Annotated in this window: 20 protein-coding genes and 1 tRNA gene; 7 read left to right on the top strand and 14 right to left on the bottom strand. The window is 66.7% G+C overall.

Translation table 11 applies throughout. The features are described 5' to 3' along the window. Positions 1-13 precede the first annotated feature (13 nt). The 5 genes from N2L00_RS01685 to N2L00_RS01705 form a co-directional block, all read right to left on the bottom strand. Complete coding sequence (locus tag N2L00_RS01685) at positions 14-4,903, bottom strand: ATP-dependent helicase (protein WP_255863673.1); 4,890 nt, start codon at positions 4,901-4,903, stop codon at positions 14-16. Positions 4,904-4,972: 69 nt separating this feature from the next. Continuing rightward, positions 4,973-5,647 carry a DUF4232 domain-containing protein gene (locus N2L00_RS01690; RefSeq protein ID WP_255863674.1) on the bottom strand — a complete coding sequence of 225 codons (675 nt, stop codon included), beginning with the start codon at positions 5,645-5,647 and terminating at the stop codon, positions 4,973-4,975. Between the two features lie 120 nt (positions 5,648-5,767). Continuing rightward, complete coding sequence (locus N2L00_RS01695; protein ID WP_255863675.1) at positions 5,768-6,490, bottom strand: YcnI family protein; 723 nt, start codon at positions 6,488-6,490, stop codon at positions 5,768-5,770. 66 nt (positions 6,491-6,556) lie between these two features. After that, positions 6,557-7,177, bottom strand: coding sequence for a hypothetical protein (locus N2L00_RS01700; RefSeq protein ID WP_255863676.1), 621 nt, complete (start codon positions 7,175-7,177; stop codon positions 6,557-6,559). Between the two features lie 130 nt (positions 7,178-7,307). Beyond that, positions 7,308-7,763 (bottom strand): 23S rRNA (pseudouridine(1915)-N(3))-methyltransferase RlmH, encoded by a 456-nt coding sequence (locus N2L00_RS01705; RefSeq protein ID WP_255863677.1) that lies wholly within the window; start codon positions 7,761-7,763, stop codon positions 7,308-7,310. A 110-nt stretch (positions 7,764-7,873) separates the two neighbouring features. Between N2L00_RS01705 and N2L00_RS01710 the strand changes: the two genes are divergently transcribed. Continuing rightward, the gene (locus N2L00_RS01710) at positions 7,874-8,740 is read left to right on the top strand and encodes a patatin-like phospholipase family protein (protein WP_255767404.1); all 867 of its coding nucleotides are present in this window, start codon (positions 7,874-7,876) and stop codon (positions 8,738-8,740) included. 34 nt (positions 8,741-8,774) lie between these two features. Here the strand turns inward: N2L00_RS01710 and N2L00_RS01715 are convergent, their stop codons facing one another. The 4 genes from N2L00_RS01715 to N2L00_RS01730 all read right to left on the bottom strand — a co-directional run bounded on the left by N2L00_RS01715 (position 8,775) and on the right by N2L00_RS01730 (position 11,819). Beyond that, a complete protein-coding gene (locus N2L00_RS01715; RefSeq protein ID WP_255863678.1) occupies positions 8,775-9,089 on the bottom strand; it encodes a hypothetical protein in 315 nt (104 codons plus the stop codon). 119 nt (positions 9,090-9,208) lie between these two features. Further along, positions 9,209-9,484, bottom strand: a complete 276-nt coding sequence (locus N2L00_RS01720) for a hypothetical protein (protein ID WP_255767406.1) — start codon at positions 9,482-9,484, stop codon at positions 9,209-9,211. A gap of 447 nt (positions 9,485-9,931) precedes the next feature. Beyond that, complete coding sequence (locus N2L00_RS01725; protein WP_255767407.1) at positions 9,932-10,954, bottom strand: hypothetical protein; 1,023 nt, start codon at positions 10,952-10,954, stop codon at positions 9,932-9,934. 265 nt (positions 10,955-11,219) lie between these two features. Further along, the gene (locus tag N2L00_RS01730) at positions 11,220-11,819 is read right to left on the bottom strand and encodes a hypothetical protein (protein WP_255767408.1); all 600 of its coding nucleotides are present in this window, start codon (positions 11,817-11,819) and stop codon (positions 11,220-11,222) included. 85 nt (positions 11,820-11,904) lie between these two features. Here N2L00_RS01730 and N2L00_RS01735 point away from each other — a divergent pair, with 85 nt between their 5' ends. The 3 genes from N2L00_RS01735 to N2L00_RS01745 are packed head-to-tail and all read left to right on the top strand — an operon-like array spanning position 11,905 to position 14,359. Then, complete coding sequence (locus N2L00_RS01735) at positions 11,905-12,639, top strand: CDP-alcohol phosphatidyltransferase family protein (protein WP_255767409.1); 735 nt, start codon at positions 11,905-11,907, stop codon at positions 12,637-12,639. After that, complete coding sequence (locus tag N2L00_RS01740) at positions 12,636-13,370, top strand: 1-acyl-sn-glycerol-3-phosphate acyltransferase (protein WP_255767410.1); 735 nt, start codon at positions 12,636-12,638, stop codon at positions 13,368-13,370. Before N2L00_RS01735 ends, N2L00_RS01740 begins: the two co-directional genes overlap by 4 nt. Then, complete coding sequence (locus N2L00_RS01745; protein WP_255767411.1) at positions 13,367-14,359, top strand: phosphatidate cytidylyltransferase; 993 nt, start codon at positions 13,367-13,369, stop codon at positions 14,357-14,359. Before N2L00_RS01740 ends, N2L00_RS01745 begins: the two co-directional genes overlap by 4 nt. 60 nt (positions 14,360-14,419) lie before the next feature. Here the strand turns inward: N2L00_RS01745 and N2L00_RS01750 are convergent. The 3 genes from N2L00_RS01750 to tadA form a co-directional block, all read right to left on the bottom strand. Next, a tRNA-Ser gene (locus N2L00_RS01750) sits at positions 14,420-14,509 on the bottom strand. A 75-nt stretch (positions 14,510-14,584) separates the two neighbouring features. Further along, entirely contained in the window at positions 14,585-15,070 is a 486-nt protein-coding gene (locus tag N2L00_RS01755; RefSeq protein ID WP_255767413.1) for a pyridoxamine 5'-phosphate oxidase family protein, read from the bottom strand. 70 nt (positions 15,071-15,140) lie between these two features. Beyond that, on the bottom strand, positions 15,141-15,611 hold the full coding sequence (gene tadA, locus N2L00_RS01760; protein WP_255767414.1) for a tRNA adenosine(34) deaminase TadA: 471 nt from the start codon (positions 15,609-15,611) through the stop codon (positions 15,141-15,143). Between the two features lie 75 nt (positions 15,612-15,686). Between tadA and upp the strand changes: the two genes are divergently transcribed. From upp to N2L00_RS01775, 3 genes are all read left to right on the top strand, one after another. Continuing rightward, positions 15,687-16,319 (top strand): uracil phosphoribosyltransferase, encoded by a 633-nt coding sequence (gene upp, locus N2L00_RS01765; RefSeq protein ID WP_255767415.1) that lies wholly within the window; start codon positions 15,687-15,689, stop codon positions 16,317-16,319. Between the two features lie 553 nt (positions 16,320-16,872). Continuing rightward, complete coding sequence (locus N2L00_RS01770; protein WP_255767416.1) at positions 16,873-17,742, top strand: winged helix-turn-helix domain-containing protein; 870 nt, start codon at positions 16,873-16,875, stop codon at positions 17,740-17,742. A gap of 71 nt (positions 17,743-17,813) precedes the next feature. Further along, a complete protein-coding gene (locus N2L00_RS01775; protein WP_255767417.1) occupies positions 17,814-18,338 on the top strand; it encodes a histidine phosphatase family protein in 525 nt (174 codons plus the stop codon). Here the strand turns inward: N2L00_RS01775 and N2L00_RS01780 are convergent. Continuing rightward, positions 18,335-20,401, bottom strand: a complete 2,067-nt coding sequence (locus N2L00_RS01780; protein ID WP_255863679.1) for a YhgE/Pip domain-containing protein — start codon at positions 20,399-20,401, stop codon at positions 18,335-18,337. The genes N2L00_RS01775 and N2L00_RS01780 overlap by 4 nt on opposite strands. Then, entirely contained in the window at positions 20,398-21,069 is a 672-nt protein-coding gene (locus N2L00_RS01785) for an ABC transporter ATP-binding protein (RefSeq protein ID WP_255863680.1), read from the bottom strand. The genes N2L00_RS01780 and N2L00_RS01785 overlap by 4 nt, the downstream gene beginning before the upstream one ends. Between the last annotated feature and the right edge of the window lie 118 nt (positions 21,070-21,187).

Genomic DNA, 21,187 nt, shown 5'->3' on the forward strand with positions numbered 1-21,187 from the left:
CTGGGCCAGCACGTCAGACACGGTAGCGCAGCCCTTTCGGCGTGGTGTAGAAGCCGGCAGCGGTCAGTGCACGCGCAGCGTCCGTATCGAGGATATCCGTCCCGTTGACCTTCTCGATGGCCATTTTCTCCGCCGCGCCCCGCTGGATAATCCGCACCAGGGCGGCAGCGGAAAGCTCCAAGGCGGCCGGCTCCTCGGTGAAGGTCAGGAGGGTCTTACCGCCGCGTTCGGCGTACAGTGCAAGCTCGCCGTCGACCAGGACCACCAGTGCCCCGGCCTTGCGGCCGGGCCGGTGTCCGCCCTCCAGTGTGGGCCAGGGCAGGGCGGCGCCGTAGGGGTTCGCCGGATCGGTGGCAGCCAGGGCGACGGCGGACGGTTCGGGCTGCTTCAACTGCGCGTCTTCGGAGAAGGAACGCAGCCGGTCCACGGTGGCGGGCACGGCAAACTGGGCGGCGCCGAGCTGCTCGATGAAGTAGCCGCGCCGGCACCTGCCCATTTCCTCCAGCCGGGCCAGCACCCGGTACAGCAGGGCGAAACCGCCCGGGGTGCCTTCGCTGGCCACGGAGCCGCGGGTGACCACACCGTAGCGGTCCAGCATCAGCTCGGCCGTGGCGTGGGCATGCAGGGTGGCGTCGGTTTCCACTGCGGGGAGCATGCTCCACCGCCCCGCGACCAGGGGCGGAGCGTTGCGGAGTGCCGGGGCGGACGCGCCGCCGGCCGCCAGCCGCATGGAGCTGCCCGTCAGCGACGCCCCGGGTGCCCGGCCCAGCCGTCCCATCCGTGCGGTGCGGGCACGCGGGGTGGCGGCCCGTTGCTTATGGGCCGTTTTCCCGCCGGAAAGCAGGGACCGCACCGGGGTGAAGGTGTCATTGCTGATCCGCCCGGCCCAGACGAGTTCCCAGAGCGCGGAAATGATGTTCGCATCCGTTTCGGCCATGCCGTCTGCGGCGAGGCCGTCGCCGAGCTGGCGGAAGAAGTACGCGCCGCCGTTGCCCAGCAGTTCCAGCAGCCGCTGGTGCAGCCCGCCCGGCTCGAAATCGGGGGAGGGGTTGAGCGTCAGCGGCGCGTTTTCGGCCAGGTGCAGGGCAATCCAGCCGTCGTTGCCCGGCAGGGAACCGCTGCCGGACCACACCACTTCGCCCGTGGCGGTCAGCTCGTCCAGCATGGCCGGGGCGTAGTCGCGCACCCGGGAGCCCAGGATCAGCGGTTCCCAGGCCGATGCCGGAATCGGCACGCCGGAAAGCTGGTCAATCACGGTGGCCACGCCGTCGAGCCCGCGCAGCGCCGAACCCACGTTCTGCCAGACCGGCAGGAACCGCCCGTAGGTGGCCGGGTCCACCGGCTCCACCTCGGAACGCAGGGCCGCCAGCGAACTGCGGCGCAGCCGCCGCAGCACCTCGACGTCGCACCATTCGGTTCCGGCGGGTGAGCCGGGAACGGTGACGGTGGCAGGGGGAGTGGAGTCGACGCCGTCGGCCGCGTCCAGAAGCAGCGTTTCGGCCGGGCGGAATTCGCCCTCCGCGACGCGTCCCTCGCCGGCCAGGCGCTGCAGGGTGCCGGTGACGACGGCGACGCCGAGGCCCAGCCGGGCGGCGGCTTCGGCGGCGGTGAAAGGCCCGTGGGTTCGTGCATACCGGCCCACCAGGTCACCGAGCGGATCCGCAACGGGTTCGATAAACGCCAGCGGCACGCCCATCGGCAACGGAACTCCGAGGGCGTCCCGCAGCCGGGCGGCGTCTTCGATGGCCGCATACCGGGTGCTGCCGGCCATGCCGATTTTCAGGGCCCGGTTGGCGCGGACCAGCTGCTCGAGCAGCTCTTCGGCATCCTCCGGAGCGGCGGCGGCCGGAGCCGGTTCCACTGCCGTCCCGGTGTCGCCCGTGAGGAGCTCCACCGGCTGCAGGCGGGCGGCGACCTCGGGAACGGAGAGCGGGCCGAGCAGCCGCAGCAGGTCCGCCACGCCTTCCAGTCCGCGGGCATGGCGGTCCGGAGCCAGGCGCTGGAGTTCACTTTCGATCCGGGCGATGATCCGCGCATCCAGCAGTTCGCGCAGTTCGGCCCGGCCCAGCAGCTCATTGAGAAGCGTGGGATCCAGGGACAGGGCGGCGGCCTTGCGTTCGGCCAGCGGCGAATCGCCCTCGTACAGGAACGCACCTACATAGCCGAACAGCATGGAGCGGGCGAACGGCGACGGCGAGGGCGTGGTGGTTTCCACCAACCGGATCTCGCGCCGTTCAATCCCGGACGCAATGTCTTTCAGGGCCGGCAGATCATAGACATCCTGCAGGCATTCACGGACCGTTTCGAGCAGGATCGGGAACGTGGGGTACTTTTTGGCGACATCCAGCAGCTGCGCAGACCGCTGCCGCTGCTGCCAGAGCGGGGTGCGTTTGGAGGGGTTCTGCCGCGGCAGCAGCAGCGCTCGCGCCGCGCACTCCCGGAACCGTGAGGCGAACAACGCCGAGCCGCCAACCTCGGCGGTGACAATGGAATCGAGTTCCTCGGGGTCGAACAGGAACAGCTCGGCGCCGGGCGGTTCGTCCTCCATCAGCGGCACGCGCAGCACAATGCCGTCGTCGGATGCCATGGCAGATCCATCCAGCCCGTAACGGGCGTGCAGCCGCGCCCCGACAGCGAGTGCCCAGGGCGCATGGACAGGCATGCCGTACGGGCTGTGCAGGACTACCCGCCAGTCGCCGAGTTCGTCATGGAAGCGTTCCACCACCAGCGACCGGTCGTTGGGCACCACATCGGTGGCCTGCTGCTGCTCGCGCAGGTAATTGATCAGGTTGCCGGCGGCCCAATCATCCAGCCCGACGGCGGTCAGGCGTTCCCGGGCCGCTGCGTCATCAGCGGCGGCCATCTCACGGACGAAGGCGCCCAGGGCACGGCCCAGCTCCACCGGCCGGCCGAGGGTATCCCCGCGCCAGAACGGCAGTTTGCCGGGCTGGCCGAAGGCGGGGGAGACCAGCACCCGGTCATGGGTGATGTCTTCGATCCGCCAGCTCGTGGCACCCAGGGCGAAAATGTCCCCGACCCGGGATTCGTAGACCATTTCCTCGTCAAGTTCACCGACCCGGCGGCTGTTCTTTCCTTCGGAATCGCCGACCAGGTAGACACCGAAGAGGCCGCGGTCGGGGATGGTGCCGCCCGAGGTGACGGCGAGGCGCTGCGCTCCGGGCCTGCCGGTAATGGTGCCTTCGGTGCGGTCCCAGACAATCCGCGGCCGCAGCTCGGCGAACTCGTCCGAGGGGTAGCGGCCGGAAAGCAGGTCCAGGGTGGCGTCGAACGCGGAGCGCGGCAGGCCGGCAAAGGGCGCGGATTGGCGGACGACGTCGAACCATTCCTCCACGTCGATGGAGCCCAGGGCGGCGGCGGCCACGGTCTGCTGGGCGAGGATGTCCAGCGGGTTGGCCGGTATGGCCAGGGGTTCGATCTGGCCCGCGAGCATCCGTTCGGCGGTGACGGCCGAGTTCAGCAGGTCGCCGCGGTGCTTGGGGAACATCACGCCCTGGGAGATTTCGCCCACCTGGTGCCCGGCCCGGCCCACCCGCTGCAGGCCGCTGGCCACCGACGGCGGCGATTCGACCTGCACCACCAGATCCACGGCCCCCATGTCGATGCCGAGCTCCAGCGAGCTGGTGGCCACCACACAGCGCAGCCGGCCGGATTTCAGGTCGTCTTCGATCAGGGCGCGCTGGTCCCGGGACACCGAGCCGTGGTGCGCCCGTGCGAGCACGGGGGTGTCGTCTTCGACGGCGAGGTCCTCGCGCCGCAGCACGGACACCCCGGCCTGTGCCATGATCTGGGCCGGCGGACGTGCAGGTGCTGCCGGGGCCGGGATCCCGTCCGTTCCGGTGGCCGCCTGCGCAGCCTCCAGCCGGAAGGCATGGATCTCGTTCAGGCGGGCGGTGATGCGCTCGGCGAGGCGCCGGGAGTTGGCGAACACGATGGTGGAGCGGTTGGCCTCGATGAGGTCGACAATCTTCTCCTCCACATGCGGCCAGATGCTCGCCTGCGGAGCGTAACCGCCCTCAACGGTGTCCTCAGTGGTAGGTGCGTTGCCCAGATCCGTCATGTCCTCCACCGGAACGGTGACGGTGAGGTTCCAGTTCTTCCGGGACTGCGGCGCCACGATCCGCACCGGAGCGTTGCCGCCAAGGAAACGCGCCACGGTTTCGTGCGGCTCCACCGTGGCGGAGAGCCCGATCCGCTGCACGGGCTTTTCCAGCATGGCGTCCAGCCGCGCCAGCGTCACGGCCAGGTGGGCGCCGCGTTTGGTGCCTGCCACGGCGTGCACCTCATCCACGATCACGGTTTCCACTTCGGCCAGGGTTTCCCGGGCGGAGGATGTGAGCATCAGGAACAGGGATTCGGGCGTGGTGATGAGGATGTCCGGCGGCCGCGTCAGCAGGGCGCGCCGCTCATTCTGCGGGGTGTCCCCGGACCGGACGCCCACGGTGATGGACGGCGCCGGCAGGCCCAGCCGTTTGGCCGTCTGGGTAATGCCGATCAACGGCGAGCGGAGGTTGCGTTCCACGTCGACGCCGAGGGCCTTCAACGGGGAGATGTACAGGACCTTGGTTTTGCGTTTGGGTTCCCGGGTGCGCTTCCGTCCCGCGGGCTTGGGAGCGGCTTCCGGCAGTTCCGGAAGCGGCAGTTCGGCGGGCGGCAGGCCTTCGGGGCCGGCAGCGGCGGCAGAGGCAATAAAGCTGTCCAGCGCCCAGAGGAACGCGGCCAGGGTTTTGCCTGACCCGGTGGGGGCGACCACCAGCGCATTGGCCCGCTCCGAGATCGCATCCCAAGCTCCTACCTGCGCCGGGGTGGGCGCGGTGAAGGCACCCTCGAACCATTCCCGGGTGGCGGGGGTGAACTTGGCAAGCACCGAAGATGCCGATGTCATGGCACTATTCTTCCCCACCCCGGTGACAGTTTGGCCGCTGCCACCGGGGGTTCGGCTGCAGGCCGAAAATCAACGTGCCTGCAGGATACCCACTTGCATCAGCTCGATATCCGCGTTGGTGCAACCCGTGGAGGGGTAGGGGACGGTCAGGGAAGCGGTGTCCTCCGGCGGGTAGACCAGCAGGGACGCAGTCTCCTGCACCTGGCAGTTTCCGTACTTCTGCGCCACGGTTTCCCGCAGCTCGGCGGCCGCAGCCTGGCCGGGTGCCAGCGTGACGGGCGCACCGGCCGCGCCCTCGCTCCGGGCGGCCGGTGCGCCCACCTGCTGTCCGGCGGCGTCGAGGTAGGAGACACCCGGATAGCCGGCCACGGTGCAGGTACCGTCAGCGGAGATGTTGGTCAGCACCAGGACGCGGGAGATACCGTCCGCACCGGCGCCGCCGGGAACGTTCTCCACAACGCCGGCAAGCATGTCGGCAGTGCAGGGAACGGGGCCAACGGCCGCTGCCCCGCCTCCGGTGGCCGGTGAGGACGCCGGAGCAGAAGCAGATTCGGTCGATGGGGACGGAGCGGGCGTGGTCTCGCTGGCTGACGCAGACGGGGACACCGACGCGTCGCCGTCGTTCCCTGAGCCGCCGCAGCCGGCCAGCGCGGAACCGGAGAGAGTCAGCAAAGCCACCAGGGCTAGTGCCTTGCGGGACGGGGAGGACTTTTTGACGGGGGAGGCAGGTGCCAAGGTGATCATGCTCTCACCATTCCCGTCGGGCGGGGGCGCGTCAATCCGCCCCGCCCGGCGGAACGGAATGACGCAAAACCGTTACGGGCGCCGGAAGCAAGCTGCCCGGCGCCCGCTCAGGTCCGCGGGCTAGGCCCGGCCGCGGCCGCGCGTGCGGATCAGGGCGGTGACACCTGCCGCAAGGCCCAGCAACCCGGCACCCAGGCCAACGTAGCCGGCAACTTCGGCGGCCTCGACGTCGTCATCCCGGTCATCGGCGCTTTCCGGCGTGCCGGAGGTGCTGCCGTGCTCATCGCCGGCGGCGTGATCATCGTCGTCGTCCGCTTCGGTGATGGTGACCGTAGGCGCCGGGGAGTCGAGGTCGTGGCCGGACTGGCCGTCGGCCGGAACCTGGGACCAGTCCGTTTCCCCCTTTTCGCAGCTTTGCAGCACGGGGAAGGCCAGGGTGGTGTCTTCGGCGTCCGGCAGGTCGACGCCGAGGGTAATGGTGTCCCGGATGCCGTCGGCCAACGGTTCCTTGGCCGTGTAGATAATTTCGCTGGTGCGCGAGCTGACCTGTGAGCCGTTGGGCAGGGTCCGCGGCTCCGCGAGCTCCTCGGTGACCTTCCTGATGTCCCAGCCGGGGTGGGCCGTGGGGGTGGCGTCCGCCAGTTCGTCCGGGAGAGTGAAGGTCAGGGCCGTGGTCGGGGAGCCTTCGCAGCCGTGCGAGAGGTCGAAGGTCAGCAGGGCGGACTCGCCGGCGCCGGTGGTGTCGGGGGTGACATGCACATGGGCGGCCGCGGGGCCCAGGCCAAGCGCCATCAGAGCGGCGGTGCCGCCGGCGGCAAGGAGGACAGAGGAGGAGGTACGCATGGAAAAGCCTTTCGGTGGCGCATTGCCAAAAAACCGCGCTGGAGGCGGGAAATACTGGAAAAGGAATTAGGCCAATGCGTACGACGGCGGCCCGCGCAGCGGGCGCGCGGAGCAGTACCGGGCGCGCGGGGTTCCGGCGGCGGGACCGGAAATCGCCGGCGGCCGGACGGGCCGGAACGTCACCGGGGCCGGCGGCGTGAACAGCGGCCGCAGCCAGGCGGCCGTGGCGTGCAGGGCGTCCTCGCCCCGGGCGAGCACCAGCGCGGACAGCGCCACGGCGGCGAGGTGCGCGAGGAACAGGGCGGGGCCGGCGTCGTGCTGGAGCGCGTGGAGACCGGAGAGGGCGTCCTGGGTCCCGGGCAGCGGCGCCGCCTCCGGACAGACCACGGCAACGCCGTGGTGGGAGGAAGCACCGGGCAGGCATTGGACGCCGGAGGTCAGGAGGCCAAAGGCTTCATGGAGCCCGAGCTGCGCGGCGCCGAGGACCAGGAAGAGGCTGCCGGGCCGGAACCGTCGCCCGGCGGTAATACTGACTCCGGCGAGGGTGAAGGCCACCAGGGCAAAGAGGAGGACCGGTTCGGGGAGCATCCCGCCGCCGGCCAGGTGCGCACCCGTGGCCAGCGCGAAAATGACTGCGGTGGCGACGCCGGCGCGGAGCAGCCGGAAGGGATCGGTGCGCTGGGGCATGCTTCCCTTCCGGTCCCGCCGGCCGCGGCTCGGAGCCTGCCGGACTGCTGAAAAACTGCTCCTACTTTACCGTGCAGCCGAAGAACCGGCGCACGCGGAGCCAGGGCGGCAAGCGCCGCCGTCCCCTGTCCTATTCGTGGTGGTAGGGGCGTCCGCCGGCGATCTCCTGGGCCCGGTACACCTGCTCCGCGAGGATCAGTCGGACCAGCTGGTGGGGGAACACCAGGGGTGAGAGGGACCAGACAAAGTCGGCGCGGTCGTGGACGCTCTGGTCCACGCCGTAGGCCCCGCCGATGATCAGGGTGACGTTGCGGGAGGAATCCAGCGGCCTCTGCAACGTCTGGGCCAGCGTCGGCGAGGTGATGGCCTTGCCCCGCTCGTCCAGCAGGATCAGGTAGTCGGATCCGACCTTCGCCAGCAGCCGCTCGGACTCTTCCTTGCGGGCGGCGTCGCCTTCGCGGGCCGAATGCGGAATGGGGACCCAGGTCAGGTCGAAGGGTTTCTTCAGCCGCTTTTCATACCGGCGGATCCCGTCAACCACCCAGTCCTCGTGCTTGCGGCCCACCATCAGAACTTTTAATGCCATGCAACCATTCAAGCCCGGAACCGCCGAGGTCCGGTAACCGGGCGGGCGCCGGGCTTACACTGCGGGGACATGGAAGGGCACTTCGACGGCGCAGGCCAGGAGGTTACAACGTGTTGGAATCGCGTGCGGTGGTGTTGGGCGGCGGCGGAGTTGCCGGGATCGCCTGGGAGATCGGCCTGCTGGCGGAACTGCTGGACCAGGGCATCGACCTGAACGAGGCGGACCTCGTTGTCGGTACATCGGCCGGATCCGTGGTGGGAACGGCGCTTCGCTTCGGGCAGGTGCCGGCCGCGGCGCTCGCCCAGGAGACGGCTGAGGAAGGTGCCAGTGCTCCGGATTACCAGGAGCCGGACGCATTCGACGGCGAGCGGTTCATGAACCTCATGGGCGCGGCCGGTTTCGGCGGCGGCGGAGAGAAGGCCGCCCGCGCACGGCTGGGCCAGCTGGCACTGAAAGCGGACACGCAGCTGACCGAGGAAGCGTGGGTGAACAGCATCCGTTCACTGGTTCCCTTCCCGGCCTGGCCGGAGAAGGCACTGGGCGTCACGGTGGTGGACGCTGAAGACGGCAGCTTCAAGGTGTTCGACGGCGATTCCGGCGTGGACCTTGGCCTGGCGGTCACCGCCAGCTGCACTGTCCCGACGGTGTGGCCGCCCGTGCACATCAACGGGCGGGTCTACATGGACGGCGGTATGCGGTCGGGTACCAATGCGGACGTCGCCGCCGGCTTTGGAAAGGTACTCGTGGTTTCCTGCGGCCTCGAGGCGCCGCAGAGTCCCTTCGGACCCACCCTGCCGCAGGCGCTGAAAACGATCCGGAAGGACGGAAAGCCGTTGTTGATCGAAGCCGACGCGCTGGCTTTGCAGGCTTTCGGTACCAACATGCTGCTGGATTCCACCCGCCGTCCCTCCGTGGCGGCTGGCCGGCGGCAGGCGAAGGAGATGGCCGACGTCGTCCGGCGCTTCTGGGAGGGGTAGCCCTCCCGGAGGGCTAGCGGCTAGCGGCTAGCGGCTAGCGGTTGTCGCGGTCGACGTCGGCCTCAAGATCGGAGCCCGGTTCAATCACCACACCGTCTTCACGCTGCTCGACGCCGTCGGCCCGGGGAGCGGTGTCAGCGGCGGGGGAGGCTGCCGAGGCACCGGCGGGCGCTTCCGCTTCGGCGGCCTCGGCTTCTTCGCGCTCCTTGATGTACTTCACGAGGAACTCCAGTTCGTCGCTGTACTGCTGCAGGCGGTCGGTGCGGGACTCAGTCGCCAGGGCGAGCACGAGGTCGGTCTGGCGTGCACGCAGCTGGGCAATAGTGGGCTGTGGTTCGTTGGTGTCCATGCTTCATCCTACAAAGGCTCTCCGGGACACAATTTGCAGGCCGGATACCCAAGCCGAGGCGGTGCTAGTCCTCGCGGCTTGTTCGGTGACGCAGCGCAGGGGACGCCCGGCAAGGAGCCTCACGGTTCCTCGTGATCCCCCGCCCCGCCATGGTGGGCCGGAGCCTCCAGGCGGGCGCCGGACCTCATCCGCCTCGCCCATTCATGGGTCAATGCGCTGTACCACTCCAGCGCGTAGGCGGAAGGATGCTCGGAATCCAGTTGCCGGTAGACACGGTCTGTCAGGCCTTCCAAAGTCCCCTGGGGCAGCGCGGCCAGCGCCTGGACATCCAAGGGATCTGCCGGCAGGTCCAACAGGGACAAGGCAGAAGCGTGCCGGGAGCGGAAAAGAGTCATGGCTTCGCCGCTCCGGCGGACGCGAGGCAGTCCGTTGCTTCAAGGACAGCGGAGGAAGGGTCGGCATCGAGCCGAACGAGTAGGCGCAGTTTGTGGTCCACAGGATTCCAAAAAAATAGGAGTTCCGGGGCGCACTGCTGGGCCTCGAAATTTAGGGTAAACGGCGGATCCGGATGAAGGCAAGTCGGGCAGGGCAGGGCTCGTGGGGATCATGTCGTGGAGATGGGTCCAACAGGAAAACCGGCCGGTCGCCGGCACGGTTCAGGACAAGCTGAACCGCGAGTAATTGCGCACCTGCGGATAATCCGCAAAGCGATAAATGCCCGGACGCTTTGCGTCCGGGCATTTATCGTTCGCCTCAGCGATGGTTGCGGGCTACGTCTTTAATCGCGGAGCTTCATGCTTTTTCACGCGCTGATCCTGCGCCCACCGTGGGCACGTTGTGAATCACCCGAAGGCATGAGTACTGGCAGCCAGCCGTTCGGTCTCTGCCATATACCAGCGGGTGAAGATCTCCACAGTAGCCGAAGCGATTTCGTCGAGTTCTCCGAGCGGTCGGTTCACCGACTTAATGCCGAGTGCCCATCCATCTGTGTACCCCTTGGCCAGCCACAGGGTGTCGTGCAAGTATTTCTTGGCGAGGGGAATCTTGCGCTTGCCGAATTCGGAGTTACCTTTGCCGGGCATGCGGGTGCTCACCAGCAGCCGTTGCTCCTCACCGCAAAGGACCTCCCGGTTGAGAGCCCGTAGAGGCTCGACCCAGCCGGGCTCGGGGTGGGGAAGCTCTGGGTCAGGATACTCCTGTGCGGTAGCAGGCACTGAAACGCCGATGCTGTACTCGACAAGGATCGGCTTGCCGGGCTGGGGCATTCCGCGGCCAGCTACCTGTATCTGCCCGCGCAGTGTCCGCCCGTTGGGCAGGATTGGCGACTCGATTTCGACCGCCGGCATGCCGCCACCTCCTCGTCGCACGTCGACCCGCCAGCCCTCGGGCAAGCGCTGGTCCAGATGCTGCGCCCGGAAGCAGGATTCCACTGTGGACTTCGGGACCGGCATGGATGCGATGTCCTCGACCGTGAGTCGCGAATCGACGAAACAGGCGAGTGCCTCGGCCCATGTGAGGACGTGCACGCGGTCGAGGCTGACGAGCCAGGAGGGTGCTGCTTCTTCTCCGAGGAGGAGCACCACGAGGTGATCGGCGACGCGAAGCTGCCTGTCGACCTGGTCCCGAGTGAGCTCGTGGTCGAACTTTGCCTCGATTCCCACGATAAAAGACTCAGGAATCGCGAACTCGAGCTCCAGATCAAGTCTGGCAGAGGCTTCACACCGCACGCCTTGAAAACGGTTGAGCCCAACAATTCCACAGCGACGCGCGAGAAGATCTATGAACTTCTCAGGTGCTTGACGGATCTCTGCAGCGAGGGCACGAGTTGCCATTGGTTCGGACGTATAGATCGGCGGGTTCTTCATGCACAACACACTCGCACAATCGTTCTTAGCATGATTGCAACCGCGCCGATAAAATCCTATTCAATATCCCTCGAGGTGACCTTGAAATGTGCCAGACCTCCTGCTCAAAATGACGACGAACCTCTAGCCCTGCGTCGAGCGGCTATAAATCAGAGTGCAGTGCATGCAGCGATGACTTAGATGGAGACGGTGTCAAAGCCTGTTGTGCCCTAAGGCGTTCTTCTCAGTTTAAAGCCAGCGCAATTCGCGCTCTATCAAGTTCCGGTTAATTGCGGGATGACCCGCGACGGGCCTTCAACGGAATGAATACCGCGTAGAACGCACCCCAGCAGATCCAGAAGACGGTTGAGATGCTCCGTTCAGAGAGTCCAAGGAGCCTGCGGCGGCCCAGGGCAGCAATCCCGGATACTGCCGCTGTCACCACTACGAACCGGATCATCCGGCCGGGCACGCTCCAGGCAAGAAACGTCAGCAGCGGGGTCCGCTGCAGCCCGGCTGCCCGCGCGTAGAGCTTGTACGGGATTCCACGCGTGGGGCCCCGCAGCAAAGAAGCGGCCCCCGACTCGGCGATCTCCTGCTCCACCTCGCTGATCATGGCATCCGTGACCGCCGGCACTTTCACCAACGCCTTACGCGAGGTGTTTGCGGCTACCTTGCGGCCCCACCAGTACGTCACTGCCCCTCCGGCCATTGCGCCGCCGAGGGCTGAGACCGTGGTGCCGAGCGCGCGTTTCGGTCGGCGCAGCCCCACCCAGGATGTCCACACATCGGGGACCACAAAGAAGAACGTCGCTTCTGCGAAGCCCCAGGCGCCGGCGATTCCGTGGTCCCGCAGGGCGTTCCTGGAGGGTGATTTGCGCCTCATGCTTACACTCTAATGAATGGTGAAGTGGAACCACGGGATTGATCGCGGGTTGCTGCCATTTCCGCCGCTCGGCTCGCATTAGCGTATGAGCTACGACAAAGGGCCAAATGAACGGACACTTTACATGAGCCAAGGAACGGACAGGCGGGAAATTCCGCAGCGCAGCAGCCGATGGGCGGCTAAATCTGCGGATATTCTTGCGGCGGCGAAACTCACCCCCAATCAGATCTCCGTCGGTTCAGTGGTATTCGCTGCAGTGGGCGCCGCTGCGTTGATCTGGTCGGCACATACCGACGACGCCATAATTCGTGCTGTCCTTCTGGCCGCGGCTGCTGCCTGTATACCGCTGCGTTTGTTGTTGAACATGCTCGACGGAATGCTGGCCGTGGAAAAGGGTATGAGCTCACCGGTGGGTGATATCTACAATGAACTGCCTGATCGGATCTCCGATGTGCTGTTCCTAGGGGCAGCCGGCATCGCCACCGCCGGGCTGGTGACCGCCGACCGAGTTGATTTCGGGGTGACGCTGGGATTCCTTGCGGCGATACTCGCCGTACTCACCGCCTACATCCGGTGCCTCGGAGCAGCCCTCGGCACGGGAAACTTCTTTGACGGGCCCTTGGCTAAACCGCACCGCATGTGGCTGCTGATGATCGGCGTCCTGGTGGGCATCGCCGAACCATGGCTTCCCTGGTCGGAAGGATGGGCACTGTTCGGCACGCTGGCGCTCATCGCGTTAGGCTCCCTGCTCACCTGTATTCGCCGATTGCGCCGTGTCAGCGCTGCGCTGCGTGCCCGCAGCAAGGACTTGCCATCATGAACGTCGGCAGGGCCTCCCGGCGCAGCCTCGCGAAACTTATCAGTGCCTTCGCCGGTGCGCGCGTAGTGGCTGCAGCCGGAGAGCTGGATCTGCCCGAGCAGGCCATCTACTACGCGAACCACTCAAGCCACCTGGACTTCCTCACCATTTGGGCCGCGCTGCCGGCAGAGCTGCAGCAACGCGCCCGCCCGGTGGCAGCCAAGGACTACTGGGGCTCCGGGGTGCGTAAGGCTTTTGCCGAACAGATCTTCAACGCCTATTTGGTCGAACGCCACGGCTCCAGCAGCCGCCGGCAACGCACGTCGGACTCGGGGGTCAGCCCCAAGGGCCAGGTGGAGGGCATGGGTGAGGTGCTGGCCGCCGGTGGTTCGCTGATTATCTTCCCTGAAGGCACCCGCGGAGACGGCGATACGATCGCCCAGTTCCACGGCGGACTGTACAAACTGGCTCGTCTCCACCCCGAGGTGCCTGTGGTCCCCGTGACGCTCGCCAACCTCGGACGGATCCTCCCCAAAGGTGCGGTGATCCCGGTGCCGCACCTCTCGACTGTCATCTTCTGCGAGCCCCTCCACCTGGATCCCGATGAGGACAGGCAGACGTTCCTGACCCGCGCCCGGCAGGTTCTCGTGGAAGGCCTGGCTAAGCACCAAGGGCCGCAATCCACAGATACCCCTAAACAGGACGACGGCGGCTCGGAGCCTCGTAGCCAGGCCCGGAAGGACAACCCGTGAACGACTGGGAACTGGGTTTGCTGGACTCGACGTCGTTGAAACTCCTCGGCGGCGTCGTCCTTGTTCTGGTTTTAGCCACCGTGATCGCGTGGCTCCTGGGCCGCCGGTTGGGCACCACGAGCACCATCGTGAACCTGAAGCAGCGCATCAACGCCTGGTGGTTGATGGTCGCACTGATAGGCGGTGTCCTGGCAGCCGGCGAGACGGTGACGATTGTGCTGTTCCTGCTGCTGTCACTTCTGGCACTGCGCGAGTTCATCACCATCTCCCCAACCGGCCGCGGAGATCACAAAGTGCTCGTGTGGCTGGTGTTCATCATCCCCGCGGCGCACTACTGGTTCCTGTGGGAGCACTGGTACGGCATGTTCAGTGTGTTCATCCCGGTGTACGCCTTCCTCTTCCTGCCGGCGCGCAATGCACTCGCCGGGCAGACCACCGGGTTCCTGCAGCGAACCGCAGCCATTCAGTGGGCGCTGATGGTATGCGTCTACGCCATCAGTTACGCCCCGGCGCTCCTGCAGCTTCCGTTGGCCATGGAGGCAGGCCGGGATGCGGCCGAAGGCTCGGCGCCTGGGACTGGTGGGGCTACCGGCGCGCATCTGCTCCTGTTCCTGCTGATCGTGGTGCAGGGCTCCGATGTGCTGCAGTATGTGTGGGGCAAGACGCTCGGGAAGCACCCGATCGCGCCGAGCGTGAGTCCCAACAAGACTTGGGAAGGGTTCATCGGGGGAGTGCTTTCGGCTACCGCGCTGGGGGCGGCCCTATGGTGGGTCACACCGTTCACCCCGTTGATGGCCGCGCTCCTGGCATTCATCTCCTGTGTGATGGGTTTCGCCGGAGGGCTGGTGATGTCTGCCATCAAGCGCGACCGCGGCATCAAGGACTTCGGCTCCACCATCCCCGGGCACGGCGGCATCATGGACCGCCTGGACTCGCTCTGCTTTGCGGCGCCGGTCTTCTTTCACGCCGTGCGATTCCTGTACACCTGAAACACGCACCACGAAGGCTCGTAGAATGCAGAAAACCCCCGGTTTCCCGGGGGTTTTCGTTGGCGGTGACGGTGGGATTTGAACCCACGTTGGCTTTTACACCAAACAACATTTCGAGTGTTGCACCTTCGGCCGCTCGGACACGTCACCAACGCGTCAACCTTACCGGGTGGAAGGCCCAACACCCAAAAGCAGTCCCGCCAGGGCCTGGGCGCCCAGTTGGAACTAGAGGTCGACGACGTCGTTCTTGCCGATATCGGGAGTGCCGCCGGTTGCTGCTGCCTTGCCGATCTTGAACAGGCTGGCGATCTTCGGTTCGTCCGATGCCCAGTATTCGGCGGTATGCGAGTCCACCTTGAGCAGCGCCACCGACGGGTCTTCGCGGCCCTGCTCGAACCAGCCCTCCACCGAGGTTTTCCACAGGGAGGAAATCTTGCCCTGATCCTTTGTCAGAGTGGCCGTGCCGCTGATGGACAGGAAGCCCTCGGAATCACTGATGGCCACGTTCACGTGCGGGTTCGCACGGACCTCGTCGGCCTTGGGGGAGGGGTCCGGAGTAAAGAACCACAGGTTGCCGTCCGAGTCCGCCTCCTGCAGCTGCAGCGGCCGGCTGACCAGGTTTCCCTGCAGGTCCACCGTGGTCAGCGTGGCGATTCGAGCCTTTTCAAGAATCTTGACGACGGTGTCCCGTCCGTCCTGCTCTGATCCCATAACGGAAACTCCTTTAGTTGTCGCGTTCCGGAATCAGTAAGCCTACGTACAAACCGAAGCGGGCGGAACGCTAGGAGTTGCGCTTTGAGCCGAAGAAGTCCCGCAGCAAGCGTGCCGATTCCTCTTCGCGCACACCGGGAAAGACCTCCACCCAGTGATTCAGGCGACGCTCACGCAGGATGTCGAACACAGAACCGGAGGCCCCGGCCTTCTCATCCCAGGCGCCGAACACCACCTTCGGCACCCGCGCCAGGACAATCGCCCCGGCACACATGGCGCACGGTTCGAGCGTCACCACCAGGGTGCAGCCTTCCAGCCGCCATTCGCCGACGGCGGCAGCCGCCTTCCGGATGGCCAGCACCTCGGCGTGGCCTGTCGGGTCCCCGGTTGCCTCACGCTCGTTGCGCCCGGTACCCAGCACCTCGCCGTCGGGGGCCAGTACGACGGCGCCGATCGGCACGTCGCCTGTCTCCAGCGCCTTGCGGGCTTCGGCCAGGGCGAGGTCCATCCAGGTTTCGTGTGTTCGGGAAAGGGACTCCATGCCTGCCATCGTCTCCCATTCACGCGCGCACGGGCGAACGCGGAGAGAGGCAGGGCGCAATGGTAGTTTTGAAGCATGCGCGTACTTGTAGTGGATCATCCCCTCGTTGCCCACAAACTCACCGTTCTCCGCGACAAGGACACCCCGTCACCGATCTTCCGTCAGCTGACGGAAGAACTGGTCACCCTGCTGGCCTATGAAGCCACCCGAACCGTCCGCGTGGAGCCGGTTCCGATCGAGACTCCCGTCACCTCCGCCGTCGGCACGGGCCTGGTCAAGCCGACCCCGCTGGTGGTTCCCATCCTGCGTGCCGGCCTCGGCATGCTCGAAGGCATGACCCGCCTGGTCCCCACGGCCGAGGTCGGATTCCTGGGTATGGCCCGGAATGAAGAAACACTGGAAGCCATCACCTACGCCGAGCGTCTTCCGGATGACCTCACCGGCCGCCAGGTCTTCGTCCTGGACCCGATGCTGGCCACCGGCGGAACCCTGCGCGAAGCCATCAAGTTCATGTTCCAGCGCGGTGCCGCGGAAGTCATCTGCATCTGCCTGCTGGCCGCCCCAGAAGGCCTCTCGGTGCTCCAGGAGGAACTCCAGGACGCGAACGTCACCGTGGTCCTCGCCTCGATCGACGAGCGCCTCGATGAGAACGCCTACATTGTTCCCGGCCTCGGCGACGCCGGCGACCGGCTTTACGGCGTCGTCTAACCACCTCGTCCGAAGGGCCGCCGGCGACGGCGGCTCTTCCGCCAGTGAAAAAGCTCCGGAACCCTGTCCACTATGTGGACAATTGCTTCGATGCTTGACGGCACCTGCTTCGTAAGCTTGCTTGCGGAGTAGGTGCCTTTTTTCTTAATGCCGTTCGATATGGCCGAACAGTGCCGCGAAGTGGTGCGAAATAGATTTAGGTCTTATACATATTTATGCATAGCTATTCATTGTGTCTTTTTGTGAACTACGTCACAAAACGACCCATAACGTCCACTATGTGAGACAACGGACCCTTTGTTACTTGCATGTATCCCTTTGTGACATGCAATAATCCGGAGTGTGAACACCAACACGGCAGCAGCAGTCACAGGCTTCCCGAGTGGCCTCCGGGCCGCGAAGGAAACTGGTTGTTGTCGAATGCATACCTCTGGAACCACCCCTATCCCGAGGTAAGACTCAGGCCCAACTATGGGCATAATAGGCGCCGTCTCGACCGGGCACACCCCCAGCAATCGAGCCGTGATGACGTCAAGTCACGATGAGGTCCCACATGTCAGTAGCATCCGGTTACGTCCACATCTCCCTGCGCAACGCGCAGAACCGCGCCGGATCAGGTTCCCAGCGCCAGACCGCCGTCGGCGGTTTCCCCGGCTCATACGGCGCGCAGCCGTTTGGGAACCAGTCCTATGGCATCCCGGCCTCCAGCGGTACCGGAGCCCGTCCGCTCCGTGCAGTTCAGAGCCAGGATGCCAGCCCCATGACCGCCCCCATGCCGGTGGTCACTCCGAACGGTATTCCCGGGCCGCAGCCGGTCAGCAATGACACGGCTGCCCGTGGATTCGTTATTTATGTAGGCCTCGATGAAGAAACCGCTGCGGCCAACGGCACGTCACTGAGCAAGCTGGCGCAGGAAATCAGGGCCTACGTGCAGACCCTGGTGCCCGGCGCCCAAAGCCATGCGGCCGTGGCGCTTGCCCCTGCCGGAGCCGTCGGCTCGGACATCGACGTCGTCCGGCAGGCGCTCGGGGACCCCACGGTCCGGCGGCAGCCGGCCCCGCAGCAGGTCCCGGCACCCCCGGTTCCGGCAGCTATCCGGCCCTCCGGAGTCCTGATTGACCTGTCCCGCCGCGAGGTGCACCTCGACGGGGACACGCTGAACCTGACCTTCAAGGAATTCGAGCTCCTGAACTACCTGGTGGAGAACGCCAGCAGGACCGTCGGGCGTGAAGAGCTTTTGGCCGGCCTGTGGCGCAACGCCGAAGAGGTGCCGAACGAACGCACCATCGACGTCCACATCCGGCGGCTGCGGTCCAAGCTGGGCCGGCTGGCCAACACCGTCCGCACGGTCCGCGGGCAGGGGTACCGCTTCTACGAGCACCCCGAGGTTGTTGTCTGGGCCGCGCCGGAATACAGCATCTAGCTGCCAGCCGCGGTCCTTAGGGCCGCAGCCGCGGACGGAGCGGGGGCTCCGTCCGCGGCTAAGCTTGGCTAATGACCGGCCACCACCTCAAGAAACTCCAGCTCCTGCGCCATGCCAAGGCGGACTGGCCCCGCGACGTCGCAGACCACGAGCGCCCGCTCTCCGGGCGCGGACACCGGGACGCGCCGCTGGCCGGGCAGTGGATGCGCGAGCACGGCAGCATTCCCGACTTCATCCTCTGCTCGTCGGCCCTGCGCGCGCGGCAGACCTGCACCTGGGTCTGCAAGGAACTCGGGGATAAGGCACCGACCGCGAAGCTTGAAGACGGTCTCTACGCGGCGACGCCGGAGCGGATCCTCAGCCTCATCAACCACGTTCCGGAAACGGTCACCAGCCTGCTGGTAATCGCACACCTCCCCGGCGTCCAGGACCTGGCCATGCGGCTTGCCTCGGCGGACTCGGACGAAGAAGCCGTCATGGAAATGGCCACCCGCTATCCGACGTCGGGCCTCACCGTCATGGAACACGCGCTGCCGTGGGCCGAGCTGGACGGACGCGACGCGCGCATCACGGACTTCGTGGTGCGCCGGGCCTAAATGCTGATTTCCGGCTGCAGCGTCTTCAGGGTCCACAGCCGGTGCCGTCGGGCAGCCAGCAGGGAGAGCAGCAGTCCGACGGCGGTGTAGGCGAGCAGCCCGACGGCGACGCCGGTGACCTGGGTTAGGTCCCCTCCGTACAGCAGCTGCCGCAGCCCGGTCACGGTGTAGCCCATCGGCAGCACGTCGTGGGCCAGATGCAGGGGCGCCGGGATGGTCTGCCACGGGAAAGTACCGCCCGAGGAGACCAGCTGCAGCACCAGCAGCACCAGCACCACGAACTTGCCGACCGAACCCAGCAGCGCCACGATGCCCTGGATCAACGCCGAGAACGCCATGGAAGCCATCAACAGCAGCCCCCAGGCCTGTACCGGATGGACGGGGTCCAGTCCCAGCCCGAACCGCACCACTGCGTACAGCAGCGTTGCCTGGACCAGCGAGACACCGAGGAACGGCAGCCAGCCGCCCAGGGCAATCTTCCAGCCCGGGGCATTGGAGGCCAGCGCCCGGCGGCTGATGGGACGCAGAGCCTGCGCGAGCATGAAGATACCTACCCACATGGCCAACGTCAGGAAATAGGGAGCCAGTCCCGCACCGTAGCTGCCTGCCTCGGCCTGGTCCACCGTGCTGACGGTCAGCGGATCGGCGATTACCGCGGAGCCGTTGGCCCGTTCCTCATCGTTCGGGTTGGGGATTTCACCCGCGCCGTCCTTCAGTTGCCGAGCCAGATCGTCCGATCCGTCGCGTAGCTGCCCCAATCCGTCCTGGAGGCTGCCTGCACCGGCGGCGGCGGCGTCGACTCCCGCCGCCAGCTCCCGGGTGCCGTCCAGGGCCTGTTGCTCTCCGCCCGCGAGCCCGCCGGCCCCCGAGGACAGCTCGGCGGCGCCGGTGGACAGGTCCGCTGCGCCGGCGGAAAGCCGGGAAGCGCCGTCGTTCGCAGTGCTGATGCCCGAGGCGAGCTGCGGAGCGCTGCCTGCAAGTTGGTCCGCACCGGCCGAGACTGCTGCAGCCCCGTCGGAGAGCGCCTTCAGTTGCTCCAGCCCGCCGGTTCCGGCGGTGGTTCCGGCAAGCTCCTGCTGCAGGGCCGCGGCCTGCTCCGGCGTGAGGACGCCCCGCTGCACCAGCCGCGTCACGGCATCGGTGACACCCTGCCGGGCGGTGTCGGCCGAAGCCGTTACGGCGGCCTCCACGCCGGCCGTCCCGGCCGCCACCTGCCGGGCGCCGTCTGCCAGCTGCTGTGTCTGCTGCGGCAGCTGTGCCGTGGCGGAGGAGAGCTGGCCCAGGCCCGAGGAAAGCTCGGCCGCACCTGAGGACAACTGATTCGCTCCCGCGGACAGCTCACCGGCGCCCGTCGACAGCTGGTTGGCTCCGGCTACCAGCTGCTCCTGCCCGGAGACCAATGCCTGCGCTCCGGAGGACAGAGTGCCCAGCCCGGTGACGAGCTCGGCGGCCCCGGAATCCGCGGTCGCTGCACCACCGGCGAGCTGCCCGGCACCGTCGGCGGCCCGTTCCAGCTGGCCGTGCACTGTGCTGAATCCGGTCAGCAACTGGCTGGCGGTTTCCTCGCCGACTTCCGCCGCCACGGTGTCATGGACGGAAGAGGTCAGCTTGTCCACGATGCTGCTGAGCAGGTAGTTGTTCGCTTCATTGGTGGTGACGTGCAGGGTCGCCTTCCGGGCGGTCGCCGGATCCGACGCCGAGGCCAGGTTCGCGGAAAAGTCCCCGGGAATGGTCAGGGCAAATTCATAGGTGCCGTCCTTCACTCCGCGTTCCGCGGCAGCGGGACTGTCAACCATCTCCCAGTCGAAGGTCCCGTCCTCCAGCAGGTTTTCGCGGACCGTGGCGCCGACGTCGAGCCGGCCGTCAGCGGTGTCGGCCCCGTCGTCGTCGACCACCAGGGCGGCCTTGACGCCGTCGAGGTTTCCGTAGGGATCCCAGTTCGCATACAGGTAGACGGCGCCGTAGAGCAGGGGGACCAATGAGAGGGCGAGGATGGCCAGCTTCGGCAGGGTGCCGCTGGTCATGCGGCGAAGCTCGCTGAGTGCCAGGCGGAAGGCGGTCATGCCGAGACCTCCTCGGCGGCGGCGGTGCCCGAGGCTGCGTTGGTGTCCGCGGCGGCCCCCGCAGCAGCAGTGGGTCCGGTCCAGTCCGGCGGGATCTGCGCCACCACCGCAACGGCGGTCACCAGCCGTATGGGCGAGGACACGCTGCCGGTCAGCACGGGCAGCCAAGCCTCCGGATCGGCGTCGTGGCGGTCGGGAGAGTCAAAGACCAGCAGCTCCACGTCGACATCCGCCAGTGCCAGCCGGGTCAGCAGATCCAGCCGGATGTGCGGCTCCAGCTCCTCGACCCACCGGGGACCCAGATCCGAGAGGCCTTCGTCGGACAGCCAGTCGGCGGCTTTTCCCCGCGGCCGGTTCCGGCGGGGGATCAGCGCCAGGTCTTCGGCAACCAGGTCCCGCACGCGGAAATGGCGTTCGGGTTCGTTGACCTCCGGCGAATCGATCAGTGCCGCGGAACGGCGCAGATGCTCAAGCCGTGCACTGTGCCCCCATGCGAGGTTGCCGGAGGTGGGGCGCATCCTGCCCGCAAGCACCAGGGCCAGGGCAGTACGGGTGGACTGGTCATCGCCGGAGACCAGCAGCAGCCCTCCGGTATCCGCCTCAAGGGTTGTCGGAGGAAGGAGGGCACTGTGGCGCCCCTTCATAAAGAGGGTTTCCGCACTGAGCATGGTCTTCGCCTTGGGTCCTTAGGGTCGCGGTGCGCCTGGCACGCTTCAGAGGCGCATCTGCCAACCTACGGGAAACTGACTAGTCAGTCCAAATAGGGGTGCGGAGAGGTCTGCCACA

The sequence above is a fragment of the Arthrobacter sp. zg-Y1171 genome (assembly GCF_025244845.1).
In the GTDB taxonomy this organism is placed as follows: Bacteria; Actinomycetota; Actinomycetes; order Actinomycetales; family Micrococcaceae; genus Arthrobacter_B.

Coding starts and splice junctions, on each gene's coding strand:
- N2L00_RS01755 (WP_255767413.1), bottom strand. CDS start 15,070: ATGGGATCAGAGCAGGACGGACGGGACACCGTCGTCAAGATTCTTGAA.
- tadA (WP_255767414.1), bottom strand. CDS start 15,611: ATGGAGTCCCTTTCCCGAACACACGAAACCTGGATGGACCTCGCCCTG.
- N2L00_RS01705 (WP_255863677.1), bottom strand. CDS start 7,763: ATGGCATTAAAAGTTCTGATGGTGGGCCGCAAGCACGAGGACTGGGTG.
- N2L00_RS01730 (WP_255767408.1), bottom strand. CDS start 11,819: ATGAGGCGCAAATCACCCTCCAGGAACGCCCTGCGGGACCACGGAATC.
- N2L00_RS01685 (WP_255863673.1), bottom strand. CDS start 4,903: ATGACATCGGCATCTTCGGTGCTTGCCAAGTTCACCCCCGCCACCCGG.
- N2L00_RS01695 (WP_255863675.1), bottom strand. CDS start 6,490: ATGCGTACCTCCTCCTCTGTCCTCCTTGCCGCCGGCGGCACCGCCGCT.
- N2L00_RS01785 (WP_255863680.1), bottom strand. CDS start 21,069: ATGCTCAGTGCGGAAACCCTCTTTATGAAGGGGCGCCACAGTGCCCTC.
- N2L00_RS01735 (WP_255767409.1), top strand. CDS start 11,905: ATGAGCTACGACAAAGGGCCAAATGAACGGACACTTTACATGAGCCAA.
- N2L00_RS01780 (WP_255863679.1), bottom strand. CDS start 20,401: ATGACCGCCTTCCGCCTGGCACTCAGCGAGCTTCGCCGCATGACCAGC.
- N2L00_RS01720 (WP_255767406.1), bottom strand. CDS start 9,484: ATGACTCTTTTCCGCTCCCGGCACGCTTCTGCCTTGTCCCTGTTGGAC.
- N2L00_RS01740 (WP_255767410.1), top strand. CDS start 12,636: ATGAACGTCGGCAGGGCCTCCCGGCGCAGCCTCGCGAAACTTATCAGT.
- N2L00_RS01775 (WP_255767417.1), top strand. CDS start 17,814: ATGACCGGCCACCACCTCAAGAAACTCCAGCTCCTGCGCCATGCCAAG.
- N2L00_RS01770 (WP_255767416.1), top strand. CDS start 16,873: ATGTCAGTAGCATCCGGTTACGTCCACATCTCCCTGCGCAACGCGCAG.
- upp (WP_255767415.1), top strand. CDS start 15,687: ATGCGCGTACTTGTAGTGGATCATCCCCTCGTTGCCCACAAACTCACC.
- N2L00_RS01700 (WP_255863676.1), bottom strand. CDS start 7,177: ATGCCCCAGCGCACCGATCCCTTCCGGCTGCTCCGCGCCGGCGTCGCC.
- N2L00_RS01715 (WP_255863678.1), bottom strand. CDS start 9,089: ATGGACACCAACGAACCACAGCCCACTATTGCCCAGCTGCGTGCACGC.
- N2L00_RS01725 (WP_255767407.1), bottom strand. CDS start 10,954: ATGAAGAACCCGCCGATCTATACGTCCGAACCAATGGCAACTCGTGCC.
- N2L00_RS01690 (WP_255863674.1), bottom strand. CDS start 5,647: ATGATCACCTTGGCACCTGCCTCCCCCGTCAAAAAGTCCTCCCCGTCC.